Source organism: Ornithinimicrobium ciconiae (genome assembly GCF_007197575.1).
GTDB lineage: Bacteria > Actinomycetota > Actinomycetes > Actinomycetales > Dermatophilaceae > Ornithinicoccus > Ornithinicoccus ciconiae.
The window spans coordinates 3,195,842-3,216,441 of the sequence record NZ_CP041616.1; the positions used below are offsets into that span (position 1 = coordinate 3,195,842).

24 protein-coding genes are annotated in these 20,600 nt (G+C 67.6%); 15 read left to right on the top strand and 9 right to left on the bottom strand.

Annotation, left to right across the window (positions count from 1 at the left end; all coding sequences use genetic code 11):
* Window positions 1–16 precede the first annotated feature (16 nt).
* From FNH13_RS14755 to FNH13_RS14795, 9 genes are all read left to right on the top strand, one after another.
* Window positions 17–1,312 carry a glutamine synthetase family protein gene (locus FNH13_RS14755; protein ID WP_143784120.1) on the top strand — a complete coding sequence of 432 codons (1,296 nt, stop codon included), beginning with the start codon at window positions 17–19 and terminating at the stop codon, window positions 1,310–1,312.
* Window positions 1,296–2,420, top strand: coding sequence for an amidohydrolase family protein (locus FNH13_RS14760; RefSeq protein ID WP_143784121.1), 1,125 nt, complete (start codon window positions 1,296–1,298; stop codon window positions 2,418–2,420). The genes FNH13_RS14755 and FNH13_RS14760 overlap by 17 nt, the downstream gene beginning before the upstream one ends.
* A complete protein-coding gene (locus tag FNH13_RS14765) occupies window positions 2,417–3,619 on the top strand; it encodes a M20 metallopeptidase family protein (protein WP_143784122.1) in 1,203 nt (400 codons plus the stop codon). Before FNH13_RS14760 ends, FNH13_RS14765 begins: the two co-directional genes overlap by 4 nt.
* A 29-nt stretch (window positions 3,620–3,648) precedes the next feature.
* The gene (locus FNH13_RS14770; RefSeq protein ID WP_143784123.1) at window positions 3,649–4,995 is read left to right on the top strand and encodes an aminotransferase class III-fold pyridoxal phosphate-dependent enzyme; all 1,347 of its coding nucleotides are present in this window, start codon (window positions 3,649–3,651) and stop codon (window positions 4,993–4,995) included.
* 478 nt (window positions 4,996–5,473) lie between these two features.
* On the top strand, window positions 5,474–6,001 hold the full coding sequence (locus tag FNH13_RS14775; protein WP_143784124.1) for a SigE family RNA polymerase sigma factor: 528 nt from the start codon (window positions 5,474–5,476) through the stop codon (window positions 5,999–6,001).
* Complete coding sequence (locus FNH13_RS14780; RefSeq protein ID WP_143784125.1) at window positions 5,998–7,080, top strand: hypothetical protein; 1,083 nt, start codon at window positions 5,998–6,000, stop codon at window positions 7,078–7,080. The genes FNH13_RS14775 and FNH13_RS14780 overlap by 4 nt, the downstream gene beginning before the upstream one ends.
* 310 nt (window positions 7,081–7,390) lie before the next feature.
* The gene (locus tag FNH13_RS14785; RefSeq protein WP_228266432.1) at window positions 7,391–7,600 is read left to right on the top strand and encodes a hypothetical protein; all 210 of its coding nucleotides are present in this window, start codon (window positions 7,391–7,393) and stop codon (window positions 7,598–7,600) included.
* Between the two features lie 148 nt (window positions 7,601–7,748).
* Window positions 7,749–8,231 carry a nucleotidyltransferase domain-containing protein gene (locus FNH13_RS14790; RefSeq protein ID WP_029202545.1) on the top strand — a complete coding sequence of 161 codons (483 nt, stop codon included), beginning with the start codon at window positions 7,749–7,751 and terminating at the stop codon, window positions 8,229–8,231.
* A gap of 78 nt (window positions 8,232–8,309) precedes the next feature.
* Window positions 8,310–8,561: a hypothetical protein gene (locus FNH13_RS14795; protein ID WP_143784127.1), complete on the top strand. Its 252-nt coding sequence runs from the start codon at window positions 8,310–8,312 to the stop codon at window positions 8,559–8,561.
* 50 nt (window positions 8,562–8,611) lie between these two features.
* Here the strand turns inward: FNH13_RS14795 and FNH13_RS14800 are convergent, their stop codons facing one another.
* On the bottom strand, window positions 8,612–8,827 hold the full coding sequence (locus tag FNH13_RS14800) for a hypothetical protein (protein WP_143784128.1): 216 nt from the start codon (window positions 8,825–8,827) through the stop codon (window positions 8,612–8,614).
* A gap of 296 nt (window positions 8,828–9,123) precedes the next feature.
* Window positions 9,124–9,921 (bottom strand): hypothetical protein, encoded by a 798-nt coding sequence (locus FNH13_RS14805; RefSeq protein WP_143784129.1) that lies wholly within the window; start codon window positions 9,919–9,921, stop codon window positions 9,124–9,126.
* Window positions 9,922–10,609: 688 nt separating this feature from the next.
* On the opposite strand from FNH13_RS14805, the gene FNH13_RS14810 reads away from it, so the two are divergent.
* Window positions 10,610–11,194 (top strand): hypothetical protein, encoded by a 585-nt coding sequence (locus FNH13_RS14810; protein ID WP_143784130.1) that lies wholly within the window; start codon window positions 10,610–10,612, stop codon window positions 11,192–11,194.
* 184 nt (window positions 11,195–11,378) lie between these two features.
* On the opposite strand, the gene FNH13_RS14815 is transcribed toward FNH13_RS14810, so the two are convergent.
* The 3 genes from FNH13_RS14815 to FNH13_RS14825 all read right to left on the bottom strand — a co-directional run bounded on the left by FNH13_RS14815 (window position 11,379) and on the right by FNH13_RS14825 (window position 14,390).
* Window positions 11,379–13,370, bottom strand: coding sequence for a heavy metal translocating P-type ATPase (locus FNH13_RS14815; protein WP_143784131.1), 1,992 nt, complete (start codon window positions 13,368–13,370; stop codon window positions 11,379–11,381).
* Window positions 13,367–13,789: an ArsR/SmtB family transcription factor gene (locus FNH13_RS14820; RefSeq protein ID WP_143785162.1), complete on the bottom strand. Its 423-nt coding sequence runs from the start codon at window positions 13,787–13,789 to the stop codon at window positions 13,367–13,369. The genes FNH13_RS14815 and FNH13_RS14820 overlap by 4 nt, the downstream gene beginning before the upstream one ends.
* Window positions 13,790–13,973: 184 nt before the next feature.
* Window positions 13,974–14,390 carry a hypothetical protein gene (locus FNH13_RS14825; protein WP_143784132.1) on the bottom strand — a complete coding sequence of 139 codons (417 nt, stop codon included), beginning with the start codon at window positions 14,388–14,390 and terminating at the stop codon, window positions 13,974–13,976.
* 492 nt (window positions 14,391–14,882) lie between these two features.
* Here FNH13_RS14825 and FNH13_RS14830 point away from each other — a divergent pair, with 492 nt between their 5' ends.
* The 3 genes from FNH13_RS14830 (at window position 14,883) to FNH13_RS20000 (ending at window position 17,323) form a co-directional block, all read left to right on the top strand.
* Window positions 14,883–15,284, top strand: a complete 402-nt coding sequence (locus FNH13_RS14830) for a hypothetical protein (RefSeq protein ID WP_143784133.1) — start codon at window positions 14,883–14,885, stop codon at window positions 15,282–15,284.
* A gap of 574 nt (window positions 15,285–15,858) precedes the next feature.
* A complete protein-coding gene (locus FNH13_RS14835) occupies window positions 15,859–16,707 on the top strand; it encodes a TIGR02391 family protein (RefSeq protein WP_143784134.1) in 849 nt (282 codons plus the stop codon).
* A 235-nt stretch (window positions 16,708–16,942) separates the two neighbouring features.
* Complete coding sequence (locus FNH13_RS20000) at window positions 16,943–17,323, top strand: VanZ family protein (RefSeq protein ID WP_143784135.1); 381 nt, start codon at window positions 16,943–16,945, stop codon at window positions 17,321–17,323.
* 91 nt (window positions 17,324–17,414) lie between these two features.
* Here the strand turns inward: FNH13_RS20000 and FNH13_RS14845 are convergent, their stop codons facing one another.
* Window positions 17,415–17,831, bottom strand: a complete 417-nt coding sequence (locus tag FNH13_RS14845) for a hypothetical protein (protein WP_143784136.1) — start codon at window positions 17,829–17,831, stop codon at window positions 17,415–17,417.
* A 67-nt stretch (window positions 17,832–17,898) separates the two neighbouring features.
* Between FNH13_RS14845 and FNH13_RS14850 the strand changes: the two genes are divergently transcribed.
* The gene (locus tag FNH13_RS14850) at window positions 17,899–18,180 is read left to right on the top strand and encodes a hypothetical protein (protein ID WP_143784137.1); all 282 of its coding nucleotides are present in this window, start codon (window positions 17,899–17,901) and stop codon (window positions 18,178–18,180) included.
* Between the two features lie 142 nt (window positions 18,181–18,322).
* Window positions 18,323–18,808, top strand: a complete 486-nt coding sequence (locus FNH13_RS14855) for a GNAT family N-acetyltransferase (protein ID WP_143784138.1) — start codon at window positions 18,323–18,325, stop codon at window positions 18,806–18,808.
* An 89-nt stretch (window positions 18,809–18,897) separates the two neighbouring features.
* Here the strand turns inward: FNH13_RS14855 and FNH13_RS14860 are convergent, their stop codons facing one another.
* The 3 genes from FNH13_RS14860 to FNH13_RS14870 all read right to left on the bottom strand — a co-directional run bounded on the left by FNH13_RS14860 (window position 18,898) and on the right by FNH13_RS14870 (window position 20,452).
* Window positions 18,898–19,359, bottom strand: coding sequence for an AAA family ATPase (locus tag FNH13_RS14860; RefSeq protein ID WP_143784139.1), 462 nt, complete (start codon window positions 19,357–19,359; stop codon window positions 18,898–18,900).
* Between the two features lie 189 nt (window positions 19,360–19,548).
* A complete protein-coding gene (locus tag FNH13_RS14865; RefSeq protein ID WP_143784140.1) occupies window positions 19,549–19,824 on the bottom strand; it encodes a hypothetical protein in 276 nt (91 codons plus the stop codon).
* 241 nt (window positions 19,825–20,065) lie between these two features.
* Complete coding sequence (locus FNH13_RS14870; RefSeq protein ID WP_143784141.1) at window positions 20,066–20,452, bottom strand: hypothetical protein; 387 nt, start codon at window positions 20,450–20,452, stop codon at window positions 20,066–20,068.
* Window positions 20,453–20,600: the final 148 nt, after the last annotated feature.

The following is a 20,600-nucleotide window of genomic DNA, read 5'->3' on the forward strand; positions in this document are numbered from 1 at the left end:
TCACAAAGGAGGACCGATGAGCCAGCAGCCCGACCTGGAGCCGCTCACCTTTGTCGCCACGAGCGACCTGACCGGGATCACCAAGGGCCGCCTGGTGCCCAGTGCCGATATGACGGAAGGAACCTCGACCGGGTGGGTCCCGGCCAACTTCGGCATCGGTGTGGACGGTCACATCGTCGAGGGCATCCCCTTCGACTCCAGCGGCGACCTGCGCCTGCTGCCCGACCCGGACGCCGTGCACCAGATCCGTGGCGTCCCCGGCAAGCCGGATCTCACCGTCGCGATCGCCAACGTGGTCCACACCGACGGCACCCCCTGGTCGTGCTGCACCCGCACGATCCTGCGCGACACGGTCGCAGCACTCCAGGAGGAGTTCGGTCTCTCCTCCCAGGTTGCCTTCGAGCACGAGTTCGCCGACCGGGACGGCTCCACCGCGCACCACCCCTTCTCCTGGCGCAACTTCCGTTCGGCCGAGCCGATCGGCTCCCACCTGGTGACCGCGATGAAGTCCAGCGGGCTGGAGCCGGAGAACTGGCTCCCGGAGTACGGCCAGCACCAGTACGAGATCGTCATTGAGCGGTCCGCCCCGGTCGCCGCCGCTGACCGGGCCCTGCTGCTGCGCGACATGGTGCGTGATGTCTTTGCCACCTTCGGTCGGCGCGCGACCTTCACGCCGATGACCGCACCGGGCGGCACCGGCGCCGGGGTCCACATCCACTTCAGCCTCCAGTCGGCCGACGGCAGCAACCCGCTGTGGGACCCCGAGGCACCTGGTCGTCTCTCTGAGCTCGGGGGTCGCTTCGCCGCCGGCATCCTGAAGTACGCCCCCTCGCTGGCCGCGATCTATGCGCCGCTGACCATCTCCTACGACCGGCTCAAGCCCCACAACTGGTCCTCGGCCGGCGTCTTCCTCGGGGTGGAGAACCGCGAGGCGCTGCTGCGCATCTGCCCCACGGTCGAGATCGGGGGCCAGGACCCGGAGCCGCAGCTGCACTTCGAGTTCCGCGCCGGCGACATCGGTGCCAACCCGTGGCTGCTGCTGGCGGTCGTGCTGCGCGCCGGCATGGAGGGACTGCGTCAGGGGCTGGAGCCCGCCGAGGTCGTCATCGGCGACCCCGAGGCCTCCCAGATCACGCAGCTGCCGGGCGACCTGGGCGAGGCCCTGGAGGCCTTCGAGGCCGACACCGACGTCCGCGAGTGGTTGGGCGAGGACCTGGTGCAGACCTATCTCGCGGTCAAGCGGGTCGAGCTGACCGCGGTGGCGGACATGAGCGATGAGGAGAAGTGCAACTGGTATGCCGACATCTACTGAGTGGCTGACCGGCCTGGACCTGGTCGATCACCACTGTCACGGCGTGGTCGAGTCCGACCTGGACCGGGCCGAGTTCGAGGACCTGATCACCGAGTCCGACGTCCCCGCCCCACCGGGGACGACCCACTTCGACACCCAGCTGGGCCTCTCCCTCCGGGCGCACTGCCCGCCGGTGCTGGACTTGCCCGCCTTCGCTTCGCCCGAGGACTATCTGGACAGGCGCACGGAGCTCGGGGCTTACGAGGTTAACCAGAGACTGCTGCGCGCCTCGGGGATCACCGACTATGTTCTCGAGACCGGCTACCGGCCCGGCGACATCCTCAGCCCGGCCCAGATGGGCGAGCGCGGTGCCGCCCGGTCCGCGGAGGTGGTCCGCCTGGAGTTCCTCGCCGAGCAGGTGGCGGCCGAGCACGAGCCAGCTGACTTCCTCGAGGCCTTCCGCGCCCGGCTGGACCACGCGCTGACCACGGCGGTCGGCGTGAAGTCCGTGGCGGCATACCGCGGCGGTTTTGAGCTGGACCCCACGCCACCGACCGGCGAGGAGGTCACCCGCGCCGTCGAGCGTTGGCTGGCCGACTCCCCGCCGGGCAGGTCACTGCGCCTCACCGACCCAGTGGTGATCCGGGCGGGCTGGTGGGAGGCCATCAACCGGTCGGTGCCCGTGCAACTGCATGTCGGGTATGGCGACCCGCACGTCGACCTGCACCGCACCAACCCTCTGCTGCTGACCGACCTGTTCCGCAAGGCCCGTGGCAGCGGTGCGCGTTTCCTTCTGCTGCACTGCTATCCGTTCCACCGTGAGGCTGGCTATCTCGCCCACGTCTTCGAGCACATCTACTGCGACGTGGGGCTGGCCGTGAACTACACCGGCGCCCAGTCAGCGCAGGTGATCGCCGAATCGTTGGAGCTGACCCCCTTCCACAAGGCGCTGTTCTCCTCGGACGCGTTCGGTGCCTCCGAGCTGTTCCACCTGGGCGCGGTGCTCTTCCGCCGCGGCCTGGGTGAGGCACTGGACCGCTGGGCCGCGGCCGACGGGTGGCCGGTCGCGGAGCAGGAGCGCATCGCTCGGCTGGTGTGCAGCGAGAACGCCCGCCGGGTCTACGGATGAGCGACCTGACCGAGCTGCACCGCAGCTGGTTCGCCGCGCTCGACACGGAGCTGGAGGGGGCCCTGGAGGTGCGCCGCCGGCTTCACGCCGATCCTCACCTGTCCGGGCAGGAGGAGCCGACCTCCCTGCAGGTCGAGGCCGCCCTGGGCATCCCAATGCAGCGGATCGCCGAGACGGGACGGTTCGTCCGGACCGGACCCAGCGACGGACCCAGCGTGCTGCTGCGGGCCGAGCTGGACGCCCTGCCGGTCACCGAGGCTACGGGCGTCGCCTTCGCCTCGCCCACCGGGCGGATGCATGCCTGTGGTCATGACGTGCACCTGGCTGCTCTCGTCGCGGTGGTGCGTGCCGCGGCCGGACTGGACCTGCCGCTCGGGCTGCTCGCGGTGCTGCAGCCGCGAGAGGAGAGTTATCCCTCCGGTGCGCTCGACGTCATCGGGTCCGGCCTGATCACGGACGAGCAGGTGAGCGCCGCAATCGGCGCGCACGTGCACCCTGGCGTGCCTCCCGGGCAGGTCGCCACCGGGGCCGGTGTCGTCAACGCGGCTGCCGACGAGATCGAGATCGTGCTGACCGGTGACGGTGGCCACGGGGCCTATCCCGAGCACGCCGCCGACCCCGTGGCGGCGCTGGGGCACATCGTGCTGGGGCTGCCGGAGGTGGTGCGGCACACTGTCTCCCCCATGCGCCCGGCCACGGTCTCCGTCGGCCACGTGCAGGCAGGCGAGCCCAGCGCCAACGTGCTCCCCTCGCAGGCCCGGCTGCTGGCCACCATGCGCACCACCGATGCCCGGGACCGCGAGGCGCTGCCCCGTCAGGTGCGCCGGCTGGCCGAGCACCAGGCGATGGCCTATGGGGTGCACGCCGAGGTGCGGATCACCGCGGGCGAACCGGTGCTCTATAACGACCCGGACCTGGTCGACCGGGTCGATGCGTGGCTGGAGCACACCGGTGTTGAACCGACGGAGCCGATGCGCTCGCTGGGCGCCGACGACTTCTCCTTCTTCGGAGAGCTGGTGCCCTCCGTGATGTGCTTTGTCGGCGTCCGGGTCGCCGGCCATCAGGAGGACCCAACGCCGTTGCACCATCCCCGCTTCCTGCCCGTTGATGAGGCGGTCGGCGATGTCGCCCGAGCCTTGGTGGCCGGCTACCTCGCGGCCGTGGAACTGCACCACCGGCAGCCTCCGACCACGCCGTGACCCGACATACTCGATGAGGAGAGAGACCGATGGATCCGACACCGACCTGGACCGACGAGCAGTGGTATGCCGCGGACCTCGCCTCCGTGGCCGGGGTCGAACGACTCCGCTTCTTTCCCCAGGTGGTCGCCTCGGGATCAGGCAGCGTCCTGACGACTCCGGAGGGTCGCGAGGTCATCGACCTGAGCGCGTCGTGGACCGCGACCGGCATGGGTCACGCTCACCCGGCGGTGGTGGCCGCGGCGGAGCTGGCACTGCGCCGGGCCCCCGGCGGGTCGGTGCTGTCCGGCACGCACCCTGACGCCGTGCGCTTGGCCCGTGCGCTGTGTGAGCGGGTCGAGGTTGTGGCACCGGTGGCTGATCGCCGGGCCTATCTGGGTCACGCCGGCACCGACGCCAACGACGTGGCCCTGCGAGCGGCCCGGCACGCCACCGGTCGTCCCGGGATTGTGGCCTTTGAGGGCGGCTATCACGGTGGCCTTGGTGGCAGCCAGTCCGTCTCCGGCATCCACATCGCCGCGGGGACGACTGCGGACGCGGACCTGACACTGGTGCCCTATCCGGACCTCTACCGTCCGTGGCAGGGCGACGCCGACACCCTGCTGGCAAACACACTCAAGCGGGTCGAGGGGGTGCTGGCCGACGGCCAGGTCGCGGCGGTCATCGTCGAGCCAATCCAGTCCGACGGCGGGGTGCTGGTGCCACCGGAGGGCTTTCTCGCCAGGTTGCGGGAGGCCACCCAGCAGCACGGGACGTTGCTGATCGTCGACGAGGTGAAGGTCGGGCTGGGACGCACCGGCCACTTCCTGGCCCACCAGGTCGAGGATGTGGTCCCGGACCTGGTGACGCTCGGCAAGGTGCTCGGCAACGGGCTGCCGATCTCGGCGCTGGTCGGCCCCGCCCCCGCCCTGGACGAGCCGGCCGCCTCCGCACTCATGACCACCATCGGCAACCCGGTCAGCTGCGCGGCTGCCCTGGCGGTGCTCGATCTGCTGGCGGACGGCACCCTGGCCACGTCCGCTGCTGCCCAGGGCGACGTCGCTGCAACAACCCTGGAGACCTATGCTTCGAGCGACGCTGCGGGCGCTGCCTGGGTCGGACAGATCCGGGGCCGTGGTCTGTCGCTGGGGCTGGAGCTGGTGCATCCAGGCAGCCAGGAACCCGCCGACGACCTCGTGGCCAAGACCGTCCTCGCCGGCTGGCAGCGCGGCGTCGTGGCCTATCCCGTGCGCGGCAACGTCATCGAGATCACCCCGCCGCTCACCATCACCCCCGACGAGTTGCAGACGGGCCTAGAGCGGTTGGTGGCAGCACTCGACGCGGCGGTCAGCGGCGAAGTGTCCGACGCCGACGTCGCTGCCTTCACCGGCTGGTGAGGGGCCACGCGGTGCCGTGGGCGGCCCGGGAGTCGAGCATTTCGCTGACCCGACCATCGAGTCTCGGGCTACGACTCACGTCGAAGGCAGACGTCGGAGGTATCCGAGCGCGCGCTGCATTCCGCCCAGAATGGGCTACCGAACTTGGACTCGCCGCACTTGGAAGTTCACTCACGCGCGCGGGGGTCGTGACATCGCTGTACTGCCGATGAGCGGACGTTGTCCGACAGCCTGCGGACTGATGGCTGCAAGCTGACTTGATTGTCTGCATTCGTGGTCCGCCGATGGCACCGAACTCAGTACCGATGGTCTCGGGCTGGTCCTGTTGCGGGGGTTGCCAGTTGCCCCGGTCGCCTGGGACGCCATTCTCGTAGCCAGTGCTAGTCACCCGCGCGAGACCGAGTTGTGCGGCTGACGCAACCTTTGCGCGGGGTACTGCGTAGGTGTGCTGAAGGATGGGACAGGGAGGTGGAGGTCAGTGCGCAAGCGAGAGCGTGACGACGAGTTCAGCGTGTTCGTGCGGACGGCTACGCCCGAGTTGCTCCGCATCGCCTGGTTCCTCACCGGCGACGTCGAGGACGCCAAAGAGCTCGTCCAGGCCTCCTTGACCAAAACGTATGCCGCGTGGTCTCGCGTCCGTCCCGGGCTCGCCATGCCCTACACCCGCACGGTCATGGTCAACCACCGCAACGACACCTGGCGCAAGCGGCACCGGGAAGTCCTGGTGGACCCGCACTCGGGGCAAGAGCAGGACGGGGTCGATCCGGGCCGGCCACGCGCCGCCCTCGCTGACCACATCGCCGCGCAGCAGGATTTGATCGACGCGCTCGCAGCACTGCCCCCGCAGCAACGACGGGTGGTCGTCCTGCGTCATTACTGCGACCTGTCCGAGGCGACGGTCGCCCAGGAGCTGGGGATCAGCCTCGGCGCGGTCAAGAGCACGTCCGCGCGCGGGCTGGCCAACCTGAGGAAGCACTACGCACACACCAAGGAGACGGTCCGATGATCACCGACGAGGACGATCTGGCACGTTCGCTGCGTACGGTGGAGTCACCGCTGGCGCTCAGGCTGAACGCGGATGATGTGCTGAGCACGGTGCACCGGACCCACCGACGCCGCCAGATCCGCATGGGTACGCTCACCACGGTGTCAGTGGCAGCCGTCGCGGCGGCCACTCTGTGGGCTACTGGCAGCACCGCGGGGCCGATAGCCGTGCTACCGGCCGCCCCCTGGACGCAGGCCTGCGAAGGCATCATCAGCGGACCGGACGGGACCCGGATCAACCTGGACCAGGTTTCATCTACCGAGTTGCCCCTGTCGGGGTCGGCGACCGGGACCACGGCGGTGATCGCCCTCGACCCGTGCCGGGGCGAGGCGGCGCAGGTGACCTACGTGACCCGCGGCGCTGACGGCGAGCTCAGCACGATCGGTAAGAGCGTGGAAGTGGACGCCGAGACGCTCCAGGTCCTCCGCGAGGGGAGGTCCGTCAGGCCCAACACGGCGCGGACCCCGGCGGGAGAGGTGCTGTTCGGTGTCGTAGCCACTGAGGCGACGCACGTGCGGGTGCTGACGGCAGTCGGCACCGACGACGTCCAGCGACAGACCCTCCCAGATACCAAGTTGGACGCGTATGTGTCCCCCGAGTTCAGCGACCCTGGAATGGAGACCGTCGGGATGTCCTGGCGGAATGGCGACGGCGAGAACGTCGTCTGGCTCCAGGTGCTGGACACCGCAGACTTCGACGCTGCGTCAGAGGAAACCGAGCCGTTGATCGCACAGGGTCGCGACGGCATCTGGAGAATCTGGTTCGGTGACGAGCAGGCGAACATGCAGGGCGATCTCGGATCCTGGCTTTCCGTCGAGTTCGTCAAGGACGAGGACCGACAGGTCGTGGCCTACCTACCCAGCACCGATCACGACGTCGAGGTGACGACGCCAGACGGAGACCCAGTCGTCGGCGCGGAGATCCGCTATGCCGAACCGCACGAGGCCGACGGACGCTTCGCTTGGATATCCGCTCCCAGCGGGTCCGAGATCACCTGGGTCGACACGGACGGCGCGAGAGAACCAATGCCCGAGCCGTAAACGCGCGTTTCAGATCAGTCGCCGATTCTGAGGCGACCAGGCGAATGCCGAATGGTCAACAATCATCGCAACGCACTGCTGCAGTGAGCCAACTCTTCGCGATGGCACGCTCATGCCGCCGAGCGAGCACACGTGTCGGCGACGGCATCACTGAATTCGCCCCCCGGCCAGCTCAGGTAATCCTTGAAGCCCGGGGCAGAGGCAGGACAGCCCTTGTGGATCCTCGTGCGGGGCGTCATAGTGACACATGGCCCTGCAGCGCACGCCCAGCGCCGGGACGGTCTTCTCGGACCTCCGCGGAGATGGCCGTGTGCTTCGCGCGACTTGGCACCAGGAGCGGCAGGTCGTCGTTGTCTCCCTCTGGCGGGACAACGTCTGCGTCAACACTTTTCGGCTCGCAGCCGACGACGTGCCAGACCTTGTCGCCCTGCTCTGCCAGGGGCTCGACGAGGCATACGACGCTGCGCGCGGGCGGGTCGAGCGAGTCGAGAACCTGAGACGGCCCTTCCAGGCGGGCTGACCGGTCTGGCCCTCTCCACCGGCAAGGGACCCACAGAGAACTTCTGCGCTCCACGAGCCGGCCAACGGGCGCATCGCAACGCGCAAGATCCATCCGGATCTGCCGCGGGTCGTACGGACCCTGGTACACGGGAAGGGAGACTTCTCCTATGAAGAACTCCTCCCGGATGACCGCCGCCGAGGTGGTGCAGATCGTCGCCTGGCTTCACGCCAACGGGGTGGTCTATCAGGTCAACGGCGGATGGGGTGTCGATGCGTTGGTCGGACGACAGACTCGCTCCCACCAAGATCTCGACGTGTTCATCGACGAAGATCACGAGGCCGAGTTCATGGCCTGGCTCACCTCCCGCGGCTATCGGGTCACCGAGGATTGGCGACCAGTCCGCGTGCAGCTATCGAGTCACTCAGGGCAAGTAGACGTCCATGCAATGCGCTTGGACCCGGCCGGCAACGGAGTCCAGCAAGGTCTGGACGGCGAGGTGTACCTCCACCCTTCTGAGCAGAGAGTTACCGGCCTAATCGACGGCCAAGCGGTCGTCGTGGCCAGTGCCGGGCGAGCCCGCGAGCTTCGAAGGGGCTATCCCATGCGTGCCGTAGACCTCCACGACCTTGCCGTACTCGACGAGCTGTAGGCATCCTGTTCTGCCGCTGGTCGCATCCTGGCCGGGACCGGCGCGCAGGGCATACGGTGAGAGCCCGAGGAGGGACCGATGATTCCCACGATGCTGCTGTTTGGGTTGGTCTTCGGCCGCTGGTGGAAGACCTGCCTCGCGGTCGGAACGGTGGGCTGGCCCCTGCTTCTGTGGCTCGACAACATCGTCGAGTCCCCCATTGAGATCTTCGGAGCGGCTGGCCTCGCCGCCTTGAACACCGTGGTCGGAGTTGCGATCCACCAGTCGCTGCTCCATCTGTTCAGGTGGCTCCGCAAGAACCGTCGCACCCCGGACCAAGCAGCCGCCTGACGCACTCTTCTGCCGCACGGAGCGCGGGACGCACGCTGGTGGCGCGTACGTTAAGAATCCGAGCACCGGGTGTAGCCGTCGAGATAGTACTCACCTTCGGGGCCGAGCCCGACGCGGAACTCGACGACTACTCGTCCATCGTCATCCAACCGGTGCCACAGTGTCGGGGCCACTTCGACGTCTCGGCCCTCAGGGAGCCGCTCACCGGAGGCATCCCGGGCGATGGCATCCTCGGCCGTAGCGTGGCCGAAGGCCGGGTCGCTCATTACGTAATCGAACTGCGCGTCCATAGTGTTTCCGGCACACACCAGTCCTTCAACTGCCGGGCTCGAGGTGGTGGACGTGCCGGGCCCCGTCCCCTGCCCGCTCTCGCGCGACACCCCGCACGCCGTCAGCATGCAGGAGCAGGTGGCCACAATCGCAACGAATCGACATCCGGTGAGGGCTCGACCACGCATGCCCGAGTATGACACCCGGTCCCTGCGCCGGAGTCAGACGGCGAGACAAAGTATCCGCAATTGCCGCTGTGAACGCGTAGCGTCCGACCATGCCGCAGGTGGCACTATGCGTTGTCGGTCTGGCTCCGGGTTTCGAGCGTCGTGGTCAGTTCACGGATCGCTGCGACGATGGCGGGGGCGGTGTCGTGGTGAGTGGTGAGCCATGCCAGGACTGCTCGTGCGGCGTTGAGGTTGTCCGTGTAGCCGCGGATCATCTGGTGCAGCGGGAGACCTCCGGGTAGAGAGGCATTCTCGATGCGGCGGGTCGCCTCGAAGGGGTCCGGGTGGTCCAGCTCCGTGGCGGGGTCGAGCCGCACCAGCGCCAGGACGCGGTCGACGGCGTATACCTGGATGAACCGCGTGGCGGCCAGGTGCTCACCCCGCAGCTCGCGGTGCAGACCGACGTAGAGGTTGGTCAGGGCCTCGTTGAGGTGGAAGTCCACGGTGTCCATCGCGGTGGCGGCCGGCAAGGCCGCCCCGAGGGCGAGCGGGTCCACCCGTCCACGTGACCAAACCACACGCGCCCCGGTGACCGGCAGGGCGGCGAGCTGCTCCGGGGTGAAGATCGCATACTCCAGGAACAGCCCGTCGGCCAGGAGCGCCTTTCTCCCGTTCGGGTCGTTGACGAAGCTGAAGGCGACCTGGCCACCGAAACCCTGAAGCCAGCTGGTGTCCTGCAGGTACCGGTCCTTGGTGTCAATGGTGTCGGTGATGAGGAAGAAGTCGATGTCGGAGTGGTCGTCGAACCGGTGCGTCTGGACCCCGGCCGAGCCCAGGCCCAGGACCGCCTGGACATGCGGGTCGGTGGCCACGTGCACGGCGAGGTCATCCAGCCGGAGCAGGTTGGGGTGCATGCCGTTCATCCTCCGAGCGGATCGGGACCGGTGCTCAGCTGCCAGACGCCGAGGCCAGGATCGGTGTGCGGACAGCCGTCGCGGGCGACCATTCGGCCTCGTGGCGGACACCGTGGGAACCCCGCCTGCACGCGCCCGGTGAACCGCTGCTCGCCGTCGACCGTGCTGTCCCGGTGAACAACTTCGGCACGGAGGTCACCCTCCGACCCGGATCCCCAACTCGACCAGGTCGCAAAGCCCGGGACACAGGTCGGAGAGGTACAGGAAGGAACCCTAGGGATCAGCGCCCAAGAGGGAACCACAAACGAAAAGGTGGAGGAAGATCGCGACATGTCTTCGTCCTTTCGCTGAAGGTCGACGTTTCTGCCCGCACGGGTCACACCCACCGAGGTCGCGACAACGCACAGGCTAGACCAAGAGGGACGCCCGGCGCACCCCTCGGGACGCCCTCATCTGCCGCACTGCGGACGCGTAGCGTCCGACCATGCCGCATGGAGCGTGTCCGCACGCTATTGCCGCATGGGGCGTGGGGCGTGGGGCGTGGGACGCACGCTGGTTGCGGCTGGGTCCTGTCGCGGTAGGTCGCGATGTCGGAAGTGCCCGACGCGGTAGCGGCCATTGCCGGTTCTCTGGCAGTCGCACCCGGGCAGTGAGAGAATTTCTGGACCCTGCATGGGTGGAGAACGGTGGTCCGAGGATGGAAGAAAGGAACGTGACGCCGGTGATCATCACGTCCGCGGTCTGGCTATTCGTTGCGCTCGGGACACTGGCCCTGCGGGTACGAGTGGCTTCCGGGCGGTTTGCCCACAAAGCTGACACCGATGTCGGGGAGCAGGCGCAGCGGTGGATGGCGTCTCCTTTCATCCGGTGGGGCGATGTATTCCTTTCGGCGTCAAGTTGTATCGCCACCTGGTTCGTCCGAGGCCAGGGCGCCGTAGCCGTCCTGCTGCTGCTTGCGGGAGTGGCGTTCGCGGCCAGCGCGTGGCTGGGGTGGCGCACCCGCGCCCGTCTTGGCGACGAAGACGCCGCTGAACCGCACGAGGCAGGCGACGGTCCTGCCCGGCGTCGGTCTTCTGCCGTTCCCCTCGGAGTGAGCGGCATGTTACTCGCCTTGGCTTCTCAGGCGATCCGCGGCGCCGCGGGTGACGACCCGAACACCGCAACTATCGTGGCCTTGATGGTGACCATGATCGGCGGCGTGACCCTCTTGATCGCCGCCGCGTTCGCGGCGTTCAAAGCCGCGACGGAAAAGGCCCAGCGCGACTACCTCGAGAACCGATGACAGGAAATCCATAAGCTGCGGTGGGGATGCTGACTCACTGCACTCTCATGCCGCATGGAGCGTGGCCGCACGCTACTGCCGCACTGAGGACGCTAGCCTGCGGCGCGTCCGACATTGCCGCTCCGGTCGGTGTCTCGAAGGTCCAGGTTTCCGCGGCGGTTGGTGGGGTGGCCGCGTGCTGTTCTTACACCCGGGCCTTCAGTGGGCGGGCGTGGTCGTGGACCTTGTCAAGGTGGGGCAAGTGCCTGGCGCGTCCGGCCCGAACCCCGTTGGCGATGACGAGGACCTCGGCCAGCTCGTGGATGAGTACGACGGCTGCCAGGCCGAGGACGCCGAAGAGGGCCAGCGGGATCAGGACCGCGATCAGGGCCAGGGACAGCACGACGTTCTGCAGCATGATGGCCCGGGTGCGGCGGGCGTGGTCGAACGCGAACGGCAGCAGGCGCAGGTCATCACCCATGAGGGCGACGTCGGCGGTCTCGATCGCGACGTCGGTGCCCATGGCGCCCATCGCGACGCCGACGTCTGCGGTGGCCAGCGCGGGAGCGTCGTTGACGCCGTCGCCGACCATGGCGGTGGGTCCGTGGGCGCGCAGCCCGGTGACTACCGTGGACTTGTCCTCGGGGCGCAGGTCGGCGTGCACCTGCTCGATGCCGGCCTGTTCGCCCAGGGCCGCGGCGGTGACCTGGTTGTCGCCGGTGAGCATGGCCACGGTGTAGCCGTGGTCGCGGAACCGGGAGATGACCTCGGTCGCCTCCGGCCGCAGCTCGTCCCGGACGGCGATGGCGCCGACCGGGTGGCCGTCGACCTCGACCACGACCGCGGTCGCGCCGGCCTGTTGCATACCGGTCACGGCCGAGGAGAGGTGACCGGGCTCGATCCAGGTGGGCCGGCCCAACCGGACCCGCGCGCCGTCGACGGTGCCGACCAGCCCGGCGCCGACGACCGCCTCCACGTCCTGGGCGGCGGGGACCTGGTCGGTGGCGGCCAGGATGGCGGCGGCGAGCGGGTGCTCGCTGCGGGCCTCCAGCGCGGCCGCCCACGCCAGCACCTGGCCTTGGTCGTGGCCCGGTGCGGTGGCGACGTCGATCACGGCCGGCCGGTTGCGGGTCAGCGTGCCGGTCTTGTCCAGGGCGACGGTGCGCACCCTGCCTAGGGCCTCCATCGCGGCGCCGCCCTTGACCAGGATCCCGCGGCGGCTGGCCGCGCCGATCGAGGCGACCGCGGTGACCGGCACGGAGATCGCCAGGGCGCAGGGAGAGGCCGCCACGACCATGACCAGGGCGCGGTGCACCCAGACCGAGGGGTCACCCAGCAGGGCCCCGAGCAGGACCGTCAAGACTGCGGCGACCAGGATGCCGGGCACCAGCGGGCCGGCGACCCGGTCGGCCAGCCGCTGGGTGGCGCCGCGGCGGGACTGCTCGGCCTCCACCACGTGCACGATGCGGGCCAGGGAGTTGTCCTGCGCGGTGGAGGTGACCTCGACCTCGAGGGCGCCGGTGCCGTTGATCGACCCGGCGAAGACGTCCTGACCAGGTCCGGTCTCCACCGGCATGGACTCGCCGGTGATCGCCGAGGTGTCCAGGCTGCTGCGGCCGGTACGCACCCTCCCGTCGGTCGCCAGCCGCTCCCCCGGCCGGACCACCATGACGTCCCCGATCACCAGCTGTCCGGGGTCGACCAGGAGCTCGCGGCCGCCGCGCAGCACGGTCGCCTCCTTGGGCACCAGGTCCAGCAGGGCCCGCAGGCCGTGCCGGGTCCGGGCCAGGGAGTACTCCTCCAGGCCCTCGCTGAGGGAGAACAGGAACGCCAGCGCGGCGGCCTCCTCCACCTGCCCCAGCAGGGTCGCCCCGACGGCGCCGATCGTCATCAGCAGGCCGACACCCAGCTTGCCGCGCGCCAGTCGTCGCAGCGCACCCGGGACGAACGTGGACCCGCCCACCAGCAGCGCCGCGGCAGCCAGCACCAGCTCCGCGATCGCCCAACCCGCGAGCCCGGCGAGGAACCCGGCCCCCAGGAATGCACCGGAGAGCAGACCCAGCTGTACCTCGCGCACCTGCCAGAGCCGGGTGACCGGCTCCTCGACCTCACCACCGCCGGTGGGAGGCGGCGGGGCGATCTCGCACCCGCACGCGTCCACGAGGACTTCCCGCTGCGGGGTCTCCTGGCCGCTCACACCCCCTCCTCCTGCCCGGCGTGGGTTCGCAGCTGGTCCGGGGCGGGATTGCCTTCGGTCCCGACGCCGTAGTTCGGGCACAGGGCCACCGCGTACCCCGAGGAGGCGAGCAGCCGCTCCGCGGCGTCGAGGACGCCCAGCAACTCGGGCGCACTGGTCAGCGAGAACATCGAGGCGCGGCCTTCTGGCCGGGACACGACCAGGCCGCAGTCGCGCAGGCACGCCAGGTGCGCGCTCACCGTCGACTGCGCCAGCCCCAGATGCTCTGTGAGGTCCCGGACGCGGTGCTCGCCCAGGGTCAGGTGCTGCAGGATCGCCAGCCGGGAAGGGTCCGACAGGCCGTGGAACAGCGCCGCCGCCACCACCAGCCCGTCACTCCCTGCAGGCGCCGCCGGCACGCTCATGCCGTCCGATGTCATCGTCATCCGGCGATAATAGCGCACCTTGCGGGGTCGGTGCCGGCACCCCTCATTGTTCTGGCCCAGCAGACCTCGCCACATAGCAGTCACGGTTCAACTCCCGCCCGTTAGCCATACGTCGCCACCGGGCCCACCGCCGGAGCGCTTGCGGGCTGCTCGGCATGCACTCATCTGCCGCATGGTGTCAGGCGGGCTCAGGTACCCCGCGCACCGGCCGTACGAGGTAGTTCACATGGACGATCCCTTCCGGTAGGTCGTTCAAGGTGGCCAAGATTTCTTCGGTGGGGTACAGGAGACCCACGGTCAAACGCACGTCCGTGCCATCCTGGTTCAGACCCATTCCGACAGACGCCTTCTGGTGGTCGGGTAAGCCGACCAGCGCGGCTTGGGCATCTTCCAACTCCTGCCACGTGTGACGGCTCTCGTGCACCGTGACGGGAACGCCAGGGCGTTCTTGGGCGTAGACCTGAAGGAGCTCATCGAAAGGCTTCGGGTCGCTGCCGCGCTGCCTGATCACCGCACCACGAACCTGCCCGTCGTGGGCGAGGAAACGCCAGAGTAAATCTCCAGACCGGAACAGCGGATCCTCGACAGCGGCCATCCGCTCGCTGCGCTTCCGGGCAGGCCTAGCACCAGTCTCTGCTCGGTCAGAGAGCGGTGTGGGGGTACTCGGGGTCGACCTTTCCGCTGGGCTCGCTTGGTCCACTCGGATCCGTCCCTCTGCGTCCCACCGCCCTCGCACCTCGACGTTTCTGCCTCGAAGCGGGAGGAGGTCCGGCGCAGCGCTAGCCAGAAGCTGAACCGCCGGATACTCACGCGGTACACGGACGCCGTCAGGCCACGGCCACTCTCCCCCTCCCCAGAACCCCAAGCAGATCTCGTGATCATCCCGCTCGACTAAGCGTCCACGGGCCACCACCTTCTCGCCGATGGTGATCATCACTCGACTCCTTCCCCCCAAGACGGTGCGCGGTTGACTCCCCAGCGTACGTAGAGGCGGGGCTTGGGGCACTCGTCCTGTACTGCCGCAACGTGTTGTATGTAGCGGTCCGGGTGTCAACGCAATCAACGGCAGGGCCCTACACTGCAGCGGGTGCGTGCGGTGCCGTCTGCTTCGGCCGATCCGCGCCGGAGTCTGGCCCCGGTGTGGTGGACCTTGGGGTTCGTCGTCCTGACGACGACAGTTTTAGGGCTGCTCACATGGGGACTGCTCATCATGCACGCACTGACTTACGGCACCTTTGAGGTACTGCGACCACAGGCGGAAGTCGTCGCCCCGGGATTCGACAACTACGTCAGCGCCTTCCTTGTCGGGGTGACGGTCAACGTGGCGGTCGCGTTCGCCATGGTGTGCCTGGCCAACAGGACGCGAGCCCAGCGCTGGCACCCGATCACGGTAGGGGTCATGACTGCCTTGGTCGGCGCCGTCGCGGCCGGCAGCGCGCTGCTGCTCGTGCTCGACATCAACCCGGTCAGCTTCCTCCTCGCCCTGTAGTCGTCGTCGTTACCCCAGGGCGCGCGACTGATGAGCGCGCTCCTGCCTCACGGATAACGCGAGCCTGCGGCGCGTCCGACTTTGCCGCGGAGCGCGGCTGCGGGCGGACCGCTCGCCCGCCCTGCATCAGAACCCGCCGCCTCCGACCCTGCTTTCGAACTCGTCTCCGCAGTCCGAGCACCGCACGTAGTGACGCACCATGTCCCCAGCCGGCGAGGGGATGTAGCGAATTTCGTCTGCCGCACGCTCGACCGCTAAGGATCCACACCGGGGACAAGGGTCGTAACCATCAGTCACCCGATCGCGCGGTGGTTGCTTATCCCTAACGAGAAGCGCGACGGCCAGCCCAAGGCTGACGACGCAGCTGACCGCGAAATACAGACGAAAGGAACTCCACGCCAGCCCGACAAGGGACACCATGGACGTCAGCAGCAGAGCCAGCAGTGTCATCCTGCGTCCAGTCACGCCTCCATCCTTCCACGGCGTGCGCACTCTGCTGCCGCGTTCGGCACCTCCACCGACTGTGCCGTCGTCGGCGGGCGGGTCTGTCGGGCGAAGACGGCAGACTGGCGCGATGGCCAACTACTCCGTGGACTACCTCAAGAGGCTGAACGCGTGTGTGATCGACTTCGAGAGCGCGTTTGAGACTTGGATGGACACCCAAGTCGAAACAGATCACCTTTCCTCGCGCGGTCTCTTCCCGACGGTCTGGACGAAAGACGGCGAAGATGAGGCGAAGGTGCGCAAGCTGGAGTTGGCCGTCGCTGAGGCTGCTGGTCCCGCATCGAGCGCGGTCAGCGTCACTGGCTCCTACATAGCGGTCCAAGGAATCGGGGTGATCGACCCGATCGCCAACTGGTCGATGATGCGCAACCCGAAGGCGCTGCTCACCCCCAGGGAGGTGCGCACCGTTGCTGCCACCGTTCGCGGCCGTCTCGCAGCGCTCATTACCGACGCTGAGGCCGCGGCGACTACCGACGTTCCCGCCTTCTCACCCGCACTCATGCATCCCGTGGTGTGGGCCGGGGCAGCAGCGCATTGGACCTCTCACCAATACCGCGTTGCTGTCAGGGAAGCGGCAGAGGCCCTCACGGTGCATTGGAAAGAACGGCTAGGGCGCAACGACATTGATGACACTCCGTTCTGGCAGCAGACCCTGTCCAGCGGGGAAGCCGAGCCTGGCCGGCCAAAATTGCGCTGGCCGGGAGATTTGGAAGACAAGACGACGAAGAGCATGCGGGGAGGTCTAGAACCTCTCGCCAAGTCGCTGAACGGGCTGGCGACGGGGCTCAACCTGACCGTTCGGAACGTGACCACGCACACACGAGACGAGCTCAGCGAGCAAGAAGCCATGGAACGCCTGGCCGCCTACAGCTACCTCGCTCGCCTGCTCGACACCTGCGAAATCGATCGGGTGGAGTAGACCCTGGTCGACGGCTTCGGAACATCGGCTTCTGCCGCTGGGCGCGTGTCATGCCGCTTCGACAAGGGGTGTTGGTGTCGGTGCACAAGAGTCCGTGGTGAGAGTCTTACTGCATGCTCGGGGTCTATGCGCGGTCGCTGCCAACATGGGCCCTCATCGCCGGGGCTTTTGCCGCGGTCGCGGGCGCTTCTGTTGTCGCGCTCTCCCTGCGTAGCGGTAAGCGCGGCGTTGCCGGATGGACCGTGTTCCTCAGCGTTTGGTAGGCATCCTTCTGATCACCGTTACCCCGAGCGGCAGCTACGCAGACAGCGGCTCGTGTGCGCTACGTGACTGGACACCAATCCAACCGAGCCGGCTGTTCACGCTGAACCATGACGCCCTAAACGTTTGGGTTTTCTTCGCATTGGGACTTGCCACCACGGCGTTGCCCGGGCGCAGCTTCTTCATTGGTGTCGGTCTTGCGTGCCTGACTCCGCCGGTCATCGAGTTGGTCCAGTACCTGTTGCCCGCCCTTGGTCGTTCATGTCAGTCGGGTGACCTCGTGAGCAACTGGACAGGCGCCGTTGTGGCCCTACTGATCGCTGCTGGGGTACGAACCCTCCGTCGGAGATTGTGAAGCAACCATCCGACTTTGCCGCCGGTCGGGCTCTTTAGAACTGGCTTGAGGTCCTTCCGCGGGACACTGGTATCCCGCGATGTGTACGGGATCAGGGCGTGGGTGGGTCGCCGACTTCGAGGTCGGCTGGTGCCCGGTCCGCCTCAGGAACGCGCACCGGATCGTGCCTGCGCCTCAGCATCCGCTGCTGAGCCGCAGCCAGGGCAGGCTCATCGTGGGGGATGTCGTTCCCGTCCCGGCCCAGGAGCCAGACGAGTCCACGCCCATGACCTGGGTTGAGGCGCTCATGTGTGGCATCGTCGTACACCAGGGCCACGGCGTAGGTGCGTTGGTCACCCGCTTGGCGTTGGGCCCAGTCGATGGCCTGGAGGACATCGGCGTCGAGGATGTCGTACGTAGCAGTCCAGCCGTATGTCGCATCCCTCTCGCTGCCGTGCAGGTACACGCGGAAGCGCGGTGCGGGTAGCTCCCAGGAACTGTCGCGCTCGTCGACGGAGAAGACACGCATCGGCGGAGGCAACCATGAATCTTCCTCGCCGCACAAGTCTGGCCGGTCCGCGGGTAGCCTTCCGAGAGTGTCCAGCAAGTCGGAACAGCGAAAGGCCCGGGAGGACGTCGCCGCTTATCACGAGGCGGAGTTGTCCGGCCTGGTCGCGCATGTCGGGGAAGTGATTGACAAGTTCCGCGCTGGTGAAATTGACGCCTTCGACGTGGATCAGGTTCTCTTTCGGTACTCCCGAGCCGCGAAGGAACTGTGGAAGTTCTGCAACCTCGGGAACGTCGAGATCACCGCCCGCTTCGTCCGTGAGGACCCGCCCAGAGACTGGTGGCAGCGGGCCGCGCCCAAACCGCGATGACGATGACGCCCCGCCGGTACACACTCATCTGCCGCAGGTCGGACGCCTGCTTCGTGCTGAAATCCGTCGGGGGTCACTCGTCGGCTGTGGTCCAGACAGCAGCTCCCGACACCGAGGGCGCCCACCCGTCATACCTTGAGGTATGCCTGTAACTATTCGCCTGGCCCGCCTTGACGACCTCTCCGCCATCGAGCGATTCGCGCTCGACGTCGTCCCTGCTCACTACGCTCCGATCCTCGGCCATGAAGGCGCACGAGCACAACTGCAGTGGTGGACGACGGAGCGGATGAAGCCGGCCGTCGAAGCCAGTCGCGTCCATGTCGCAGTCGAGGGCGAGAAGATCATAGGAGTGGTGCAGATCGGTGTTCTGGGCGAAGACCACGTCGTATGGAAGCTGTATCTGGCGCCTGAGTTTCGCGGGCAGTCCATAGGGGCAGATCTACTGCAGCAAGCCATCGAACCCCTCCGAAGGGTGACCGACCACGTCCTTGTCGAGCACTTCGCCGGGAACACCGAGGCCGCCAAGTTCTACGAACGAGAGGGCTGGACCGTCGTGAGCGTTGAACCGTCTCGGAGCGGCGACCCCAACGCCGCGGTCGTCTGGCGCCGGACCACGTGGGCCACCTGAGGGGACTGCCGGCCCCGGACTTCGAGCGTTCGCGAGCGCACTACTCTGCCGCGTTGAACGCGCGCGGACGGACTACGTGGGAGTTAAGTTCACCGCTGCACGGTCAGGGGCCCTTCGTCGTCAGTGGGTGGCTCGAAGTGATCGAAGTACTCAGTTGCGATGCTGTGGGTGATGATGAAGTCGTCCTCGTGCGCGCGAGCTCTGGCTCGCAAGCGGTTCAGACAGGTTTGCTTATCAGTCGCCATATAGATGGTCTCCGCAATGACGCCGTACTCGGCCACGAGCCGACGCCATTCCTCGCGCATCGACCGGGACCAGAACGAGAAGTCCAGAACGACGTTTTGCCCACGGTCGAGGAGTTGGATCAGGCGCTGACGCAGGTCGGCGCTGATCTGCTCGTGGGCCTCGTCAGACAACGGCATGTCTCGTAGTCCGCGATTCCACGCCTCCTGGTCGTAAGAAAGCCGCGTCATCCCGCCGGCCTCCAAGCGACGCGCCACCGTCGACTTGCCGGAGCCGGCGGGACCACACATGAAGACGACTCGAGGCATGGTCCCGACCATAGGACCGTTCAGCAGTCGGGACGTACTGTCATGCCGCCGGTCGGTCGGTCCCGCGTGGCTCGGGGGTTTCGCGGAGCACTTCTCTGCCGCTCAGAAAATGGTGGTGTTCACCGTATCTGGCGCGCCGGTTAGCCATCACCGAATGGACACTGCCCCGTGGCGAACCCTGTCTCGTGGTCAACGAAGGGATGAGAACAACCACAGGAAGAACACCAGCTGAGCCAGGCCACCCAGCACCAGACCCAGGACGAAACCGGCGCCGGCCCGACGCAGAGTCGGAACGACCAAGACGACCACGGCCGCCACCACGATGATGAGCGCACCGGCATTCCACCCCTGATCGCCGCCGTCCAGGACGAACCCCGACCGTCCGAGTTGCCCCAGCACCTGCTGCAGCCCAAAGCCGGCGAAAAGGCCAGTGGCGAACCCCGACAAGACAGCCAGTGCCAGCAATGGTGCTCCTAACTTTTCGGCAGACGAGCAAAGCGGCGCCTCGCGGCGCTCAACAGGGTCATACTGCCAGGCCTCTGGTTGTCGCGGAGCTACGGTCGCAAGATGCGTCTGAAGAACACCGTCATGCAGGCCCGCGTCCCGCAGACCGATTGACCCGCCCGTCGAGACCACGTTCAACGACGAGCATCACAGGGGTAGGCCTCCCTCTCGGCAGGCATCCGCCTTTGCCGCATGTCGCTTGCTACTCGGCTGGTTGAACCGGCACCGGCTGGCCGTTGACGGCGTCAATGACGCGGCGCCCGTCGAGTGGCGAACCGAGCTCGACCTTGACCGAATCCTGGCAGTCGAGGCCAGAGTCGACGCCCGCCAGCGATATGGTGACGCGGATATCAGAGCCTGACTCCTCGACCTCCGCCTGCGGATCGCGATTGCAGGAATTGACTGCGAGCTCAAGCTGTCGCGAGTCGGGAGCACCGTAGGCGGCATTGATTACCGCGGTGTCGGGTGCGGACGTCAGTTGGGGCTCAGGATCGCCGGCGTCCAAACTGCAGCCCGCGAGGCCAAGCAGCACGGCCAAAGCACCAGCCCTGGCGGCAACGGCGACTCCCCAGCTGCTCGTATCGACCATCACTCATCTTGGCACGCCGACGTCCGCGGGATGGCTGGGAGACGCACTACTTTGCCGCAGGTCGCGCTTGACGGCACTATCCAAACCCCGGCGCTCCTTGCAACCGACGCGCTTCGGCTTCGCGAGGATCTGACACCTCTCGCAGGTC